The 6,726-nt window shown below is 45.9% G+C and carries 5 protein-coding genes and 1 riboswitch; of the genes, 2 read left to right on the forward strand and 3 right to left on the reverse strand.

What is annotated here, in order from left to right:
- Nucleotides 1-9: 9 nt before the first annotated feature.
- The 3 genes from EJV45_RS07585 to EJV45_RS07595 form a co-directional block, all read right to left on the reverse strand.
- The gene (locus EJV45_RS07585; RefSeq protein WP_129715057.1) at nt 10-1,311 is read right to left on the reverse strand and encodes an O-acetylhomoserine aminocarboxypropyltransferase/cysteine synthase family protein; all 1,302 of its coding nucleotides are present in this window, start codon (nt 1,309-1,311) and stop codon (nt 10-12) included.
- A 244-nt stretch (nt 1,312-1,555) separates the two neighbouring features.
- A riboswitch (SAM riboswitch) is annotated at nt 1,556-1,667 on the reverse strand.
- A gap of 127 nt (nt 1,668-1,794) precedes the next feature.
- Nucleotides 1,795-2,979: an AIR synthase related protein gene (locus EJV45_RS07590; protein WP_129715058.1), complete on the reverse strand. Its 1,185-nt coding sequence runs from the start codon at nt 2,977-2,979 to the stop codon at nt 1,795-1,797.
- A 93-nt stretch (nt 2,980-3,072) separates the two neighbouring features.
- Nucleotides 3,073-5,256: a glutamine synthetase III gene (locus tag EJV45_RS07595; RefSeq protein ID WP_129715059.1), complete on the reverse strand. Its 2,184-nt coding sequence runs from the start codon at nt 5,254-5,256 to the stop codon at nt 3,073-3,075.
- Between the two features lie 210 nt (nt 5,257-5,466).
- On the opposite strand from EJV45_RS07595, the gene EJV45_RS07600 reads away from it, so the two are divergent.
- Complete coding sequence (locus EJV45_RS07600) at nt 5,467-6,285, forward strand: energy transducer TonB (protein ID WP_129715060.1); 819 nt, start codon at nt 5,467-5,469, stop codon at nt 6,283-6,285.
- A 94-nt stretch (nt 6,286-6,379) separates the two neighbouring features.
- A partial coding sequence (locus EJV45_RS07605; RefSeq protein WP_165305010.1) for a transposase occupies nt 6,380-6,726 on the forward strand: 347 nt, incomplete at its 3' end.

Raw genomic sequence — 6,726 nt, forward strand, 5'->3', positions numbered from 1 at the left:
TTAAGCAGGTTAGCCCAGCTGGCTGAAAGCCTGTTCAAGATCGGCTTTGATGTCGTCGATATGCTCCAGACCAACCGATATGCGAAGCAGGTTTGGTGTTACACCTGCGGCAAGTTGTTCAGCTTCTCCAAGTTGCTGGTGGGTAGTTGCTGATGGCTGAATGATGACCGTTTTTGCGTCGCCAACATTAGCAAGATGCGTGATCAGTTTGAGGCTGTCAATGACCCTGGTTGCATCTGCCTTGTCGCCATTCAGCTCGAAAGAAAGCACGGCTCCGAAACCATTGCTTAAATACCGCTTTGCAAGCTGATGGTACGGACTGCTTTCCAGGCCCGGGTAGTTTACTTTGGCCACTTTCGGGTGCGCTTCCAGCCACTGTGCCAGCGCGAGGGTGTTGTCAACATGCCGCTGAACGCGAAGGGATAAGGTCTCAAGACCCTGGAGCAAGAGGAATGAATTAAAAGGAGCGAGGGCAGGCCCTAAATCGCGAAGGCCCTCGACGCGGGCGCGGATAGCAAACTGGATGTTGCCAAACGGACCACCAATGCCGAACACGTCATTAAAAACAAGACCATGATAACCTTCAGATGGCTCGGTGAACTGTTTGTATTTTCCGTTTCCCCAGTTGTATGTACCACCATCAACGATCACGCCGCCGATGCTGGTGCCATGGCCGCCGATCCATTTTGTTGCAGACTGCACAACAACATGCGCGCCATGCTGTAAGGGCTTGAACAGGTATCCGGCGGCGCCGAAAGTATTGTCTACGATGACAGGAAGGTCATGTTTTTCTGCAAGCGCTGCCAGCTTTTCAAAATCTGCGATACTGAAAGAGGGGTTACCGATCGTTTCCAGATAGATCGCTTTGGTTTTATCATCTATTTGCGACTCAAACGTACCGAGATCATCGATGCTTGCAAAACGGACATCAATGCCAAGCCGCTTGAAAGTTACCTTGAACTGGTTGTAGGTGCCGCCATACAGGTGACTGCTTGATACAAAGTTGTCGCCGGCTTCCAGAATATTATGCAATGCGATAAACTGAGCAGCCTGGCCGGAAGCAACCGCCAATGCAGCCACACCTCCTTCGAGGGCTGCTACGCGTTTTTCAAAAACATCAGTAGTTGGATTCATGATCCGCGTATAGATGTTACCAAATTCTTTCAACGCAAAAAGATTCGCGCCATGTTCCGCGCTGTTAAATGCATATGAGGTTGTCTGGTAAACAGGTACGGCGCGCGATCCGGTTGTGGGATCGGTTTCCTGGCCGGCGTGGATTTGAAGCGTTTCGAATTTATATGATGTAGACATGGTTGATTTGATTTTTGTAAATAGTAAACGACTTGCGCATGTTGCGCGGTGATGTACCCTGGGAGGGCCTTCCGGTTTGAATTCTAAATAACAAAAAGGAAGATTTTCAGATTACTGCATGCAACAGTGCATACAGAACATCTGAGCGTTACAAAAACCTTGTGTAGCGTAGAGGTGGCTGCCCGTGGCGTGTAGCGGGGCATGAGATAGAGCGGATGTAAAAAATACTGCTTTCATGTGTTACAATTTATATTTGTCCGCAAATTATTCTGTCGGACCAGGAATTGGCACCTTCTCCTATCGGGAGGGTTGCCAGTGGGTCTGGGAGCCTGTCTCTCGCCACTTCTTTATAAATCAAAACCCTGAGTTTTGACTATATTTAGCTTGCTGCCAAATAATATTTCAAAAGTCGCAAATTAAATGATATCTGCCAAATAAAATTTCGAAAAATAGTCAACAGCTTGTGCTATAAATAGTTAAGCCTTAACTTTCGTAGGCAAATTTTCCATGTTCGCCTTCAACCGAGACCGACTTGCCGGTAGAAGTTTCAACGAAACCAATGATCTGTGCATCAATGCCAAAGCTTTTTGCGGTTGAAATGATTTCGTCTGCACGATCGCGTGATACGTAAAGTTCCATTCTATGTCCCATATTGAACACTTTGTACATCTCTTCCCAGCTGGTTCCTGATTCTTCCTGGATAAGTTTGAAGAGAGGCGGGGTTGGGAAAAGATTGTTTTTTACAACATGAAGGCCTTCATTGATGAAATGCAGCACTTTGGTTTGCGCACCTCCGCTGCAATGTACAATGCCGTTGATACCCTGGCGACCGTTTTCAAGGATTTTTTTGATAACGGGTGCGTAGGTCCGTGTTGGCGACAACACCAGTTTTCCGGCAGTTATTTCACCGAAGTTTTCCACCCGGATGGGGTCAGTTAATTTTTTGCTGCCCGAGAAGACCAGATCATAGGGTACAGCAGGATCATAACTTTCAGGATAACTTTCAGCTACAGCTTTGCCGAACACGTCATGTCTGGCCGAAGTAAGTCCGTTTGAGCCCATGCCGCCATTGTACTCCTGCTCATACGATGATTTTCCGCTCGAAGCAAGTCCTACGATCACATCACCGGCACTGATGCGGTCATTGCTGATCACATCTTCACGCCTCATGCGGCAGGTCACCGTAGAATCGACAATGATTGTTCTGACAAGATCGCCTACATCTGCGGTCTCACCCCCTGTTGAATAAATAGAGATACCGAGTGCACGCAGCTCAGCAAGAATTTCTTCGGTGCCGTTTATCACGGCGGCAATAACTTCGCCCGGGATCAGATTTTTATTTCTCCCGATGGTAGAAGACAGCAAAATGTTATCTGTAGCGCCCACGCAAATGAGATCATCAAGATTCATGATAATGGCATCCTGTGCGATACCTTTCCAGACGGAAGCATCTCCGGTTGCTTTCCAGTATACATAAGCGAGCGATGATTTGGTTCCTGCACCGTCTGCATGCATGATATTGCACCATTCCGGATCATTACCAAGTACATCGGGAATGATCTTACAAAACGCTCTAGGGAAAATTCCTTTGTCTATGTTTTTAATGGCATTGTGCACATCTTCTTTCGAGGCAGAAACGCCCCGCTGGTTGTAACGGTTATCGCTCATGTTGCTGCAAAGATAAAATTTTCGGCATGGAATGGTCAAAAAAATAACCCCGGACACAGCGCCCGGGGTTATAAAAAATTAAACGTCTGCAGCTTATTTCAGGAACAGCAGTTCTCTGAATTTTGGCAATGGCCAAACGCTGTCATCAACGATCTGCTCAAGCTTGTCTACGTGGTAACGGATGGTTTCGAAATACGATTTAACCTTTTCATCGTACGCGATTGATTTCTCACGGGTGTCTTCGATTTTGTTGGTTGCTTTACGCTCTTCAAGCATCGAATCGATATTCGATTTTACCAGGCCAAGGTGCTCCGAAAGTTTGTTGACAATACCCATAGGAACTCCGATCGCTTCTTCGCTTACACCGAGATCCTTCAGTCCCTTAACGTTCTCGATCAGTGTGTTTTGATAAGCGATTGCTGCTGGAATGATTGAGGTGTTTGCAACCTCGCCGATAACACGGGCTTCAATTTGCAGTTTCTTGTAGTAGTTCTCCAGCATGATCTCATGACGCGCATGAAGCTCACGTTTGTTGAATATATTGGTGCTGGTAAATAATGCCGTAGTTTTTTCGCTTACGTAAGCATCAAGCGCTTTTGGTGTGGTTTTGATGTTCGACAGACCACGCAGGTTTGCTTCATCTTCCCATTCCTGGCTGTAACCGTTTCCTTCGAAGCGGATATTTTTTGATTCCTTAATGTACTTTTTGATAACTGTCAGCAGTGCGATATCCTTTTTATCACCCTTTTTGATCAGTTTATCAACCTCAACCTTAAACTTGGTCAGCTGGTCTGCTACGATAGCGTTCAGAACAGTCATTGGTGCTGATGAGTTTGCTGACGATCCTACCGCGCGAAGCTCAAATTTGTTACCTGTAAAGGCGAATGGCGATGTACGGTTACGGTCAGTATTGTCGAGGAGAATTTGTGGAATCTTTGGAATACCCAGCCAAAGCGCGTTATCTTCTTTGATCTTTTTGCTGATTCTTGAGTGCTCGATCTCATCAAGTACTTCATTCAGCTGCTGGCCAAGGAAGATTGATATGATGGCCGGGGGCGCTTCATTTGCTCCAAGACGGTGGTCATTGCTCACTGAGGCAATGCTTGCGCGAAGCAGGTCTGCATGCTCATGTACCGCTTTGATCGTGTTGACAAAGAAGGTAAGGAACATCAGGTTGTTTTTTGGTGTTTTGCCCGGAGCAAGCAGGTTTTTACCGGTATTGGTAATCATGCTCCAGTTATTGTGTTTACCCGAACCGTTGATGCCTGCGTAAGGTTTTTCATGCAACAGGACGCGGAAATTGTGGCGGCGGGCTACTTTTTCCATCAGGTCCATCAGCAGCTGATTGTGGTCAATGGCAAGGTTAATTTCCTCATAGATAGGTGCACACTCGAACTGTGAAGGAGCAACCTCGTTGTGGCGGGTTTTCAAAGGAATACCCAGTTTCAAAGCCTCGTTTTCAAAATCGACCATGTAGCTGAATACGCGCTCGGGAATCGATCCGAAATAGTGGTCTTCCAGTTGCTGACCTTTTGCGCTCATGTGGCCGAAAAGCGCGCGACCTGTAAGAACCAGGTCAGGACGGGCGTTGAACAATGATTCGTCGACCAGGAAATATTCCTGTTCGATACCGAGTGATGCGTTGACTTTGGTAATGCTTTTATCAAAATACTGGCAAACGTCTACTGCAGCTTTGTCAAGCGCAGCCAGTGCTTTCAGCAGGGGAGCTTTATAATCAAGTGCTTCACCAGTATAAGATACAAAAACGGTTGGAACACAAAGTGTTTTGCCCGCTTTGCTTTCCATGATGAAGGCAGGTGATGACGGATCCCAGGCTGTGTATCCGCGCGCCTCGAATGTGTTACGAATTCCGCCGTTCGGGAAACTTGATGCATCCGGCTCCTGCTGAACAAGCGCAGCTCCAGAGAATTTCTCGATTGCGCCATCAGAGCTTGGCTCAAAAAATGCATCGTGTTTTTCTGCAGTTGTACCTGTTAACGGCTGGAACCAGTGTGTATAGTGGGTAGCGCCTTTCGACATCGCCCAGGCTTTCATTGCAGTTGCAATTTGATTGGCGTCTTCGTGCCCGATCAGTTCGCCCTGGTCGATAGCTACGGTTAGTTTTTCATAAACATCCTTTGATAAGAAATCTCTCATTTTTCTCTTATCAAATACATTCAAGCCAAAAAAGTCAGAAATTTTTGCCGAAGGTGATTTTACTTCAGGTGAAATTCTGGTTTGAGCCTCCTTTAATGCGATTGTTCTAAGACTTTTCATTTAATTGTTTAGTTTTTTTTGCCAAAAATAACATTATCAAACAAAAATCACTTAGAAACTGCGACTAAATTTCAGAATTTCAGCAAAAAGGCTCACAAATGCTGTTAAAGGCTTTCGGGTATATTGCGGGCTGCCGAAAATTTTTTTTCTGATGGGGGTATGGAATATTATCCTGGCCGACATCATCAGCATAAATCAAAACCTTAGACTATGTTCAACTCCGCATTCAATGTGTACAAAACCGAGTGGCTCGAGATTGTATTTAACAACCGCAACAAACAATATGGTGCCTATCAGTTAAGGGCAGCATCATCGCGTATCCTGCTTTTTGCATTGACACTCTCATCTGCTGTTTTCATCGGCGCCTTTTTTATCCCCGTCATCTATGCGAAATTGTTTCCGAAAGCCCAAGTAAAGCACGATCAGGTTACAACTGTTAACCTCGAGCCGATCCACGAGCTTAAACCGCCAAAAGTTGAGAAACCTGCAGAACAGCGTTCGTCAACTTCAGAGAAAATAAAATCGACAAAGTGGACCAGCAATATTGCAGTGGTAAATAAGGAAGTTACAGATACGCCGCCAACGGTTGATGAGTTGAAGAACACGGCGATCTCGAATGTAACCCAGGATGGCCTTGAAAATGTTCAGATCGCGCTGCCGCATGCAGATACACCCACCAATGGGTCCGGGTCCGCACCCGCGAAAACTGCAGATAATGAGGTTTACAGCAGCGCGGGGGTGGAAGTTTATCCACAGTTTGTCGGCGGACAAAAAGCCTGGGAAAAATATATCCAGCGCACGCTTCGTTACCCCTCAGAAGATATACAGGGAAAAGTGCAACTGAGTTTTGTGGTTGAAAAAGATGGCTCGGTAAGTAATGTGCAGGTACTTAAAAGCCTGAATGCGGCCTGCGATGCGGAAGCGATCCGGGTCATCAGCAAATCACCTAAATGGATTCCCGGTGTTAACAACGGCCTCCCGGTTCGTGTGCGGTATACCATGGGTATAGCGTTTAGTATTGGAAAGTGAAGGTGAGTCTTGAGATTTGAGTCCTGAGATTGAGACTGGGCTGTCTTGTCCTGAAATAGGTTGACACATTAATCAACTTAAAACAAGGATTATCATGACAAAAAGTAATCGTAAAGTGATTCGGTACAGTATTAGCTTCAAGCAGAAAGTAGTAAAAGAGATCGAGCAAGAGGGTTTAAGCATTTCAGCAGTAAAACGTCGTTATGACATCAGTGGCGGAGCCACTATTCAGAAATGGCTGCGAGAGTTTGGACGTGCTCATTTACTTAACACAGTAATTCGGATTGAGATGAAAGATGAAAAAGACAGGACATTAGAACTGGAGAAAGAGATCAAGAAGCTAAAGCTTGCCTTGGCAGATGCATACCTGGAACGGGATTGTGCTGAAGAGGTTGTTCGTCAGGCAAGTAAGCTTACCGGTATGGATTTAAAAAAAAAGTT

Origin of the sequence: Pedobacter sp. SYP-B3415, assembly GCF_004138205.1 — a bacterium.
GTDB lineage: Bacteria > Bacteroidota > Bacteroidia > Sphingobacteriales > Sphingobacteriaceae > Pedobacter.

Excerpts from the sequence above, each read along its gene's own strand:
- EJV45_RS07585 (WP_129715057.1), bottom strand. The coding sequence starts at position 1,311 with ATGTCTACATCATATAAATTCGAAACGCTTCAAATCCACGCCGGCCAG.
- EJV45_RS07590 (WP_129715058.1), bottom strand. The coding sequence starts at position 2,979 with ATGAGCGATAACCGTTACAACCAGCGGGGCGTTTCTGCCTCGAAAGAA.
- EJV45_RS07595 (WP_129715059.1), bottom strand. The coding sequence starts at position 5,256 with ATGAAAAGTCTTAGAACAATCGCATTAAAGGAGGCTCAAACCAGAATT.
- EJV45_RS07600 (WP_129715060.1), top strand. The coding sequence starts at position 5,467 with ATGTTCAACTCCGCATTCAATGTGTACAAAACCGAGTGGCTCGAGATT.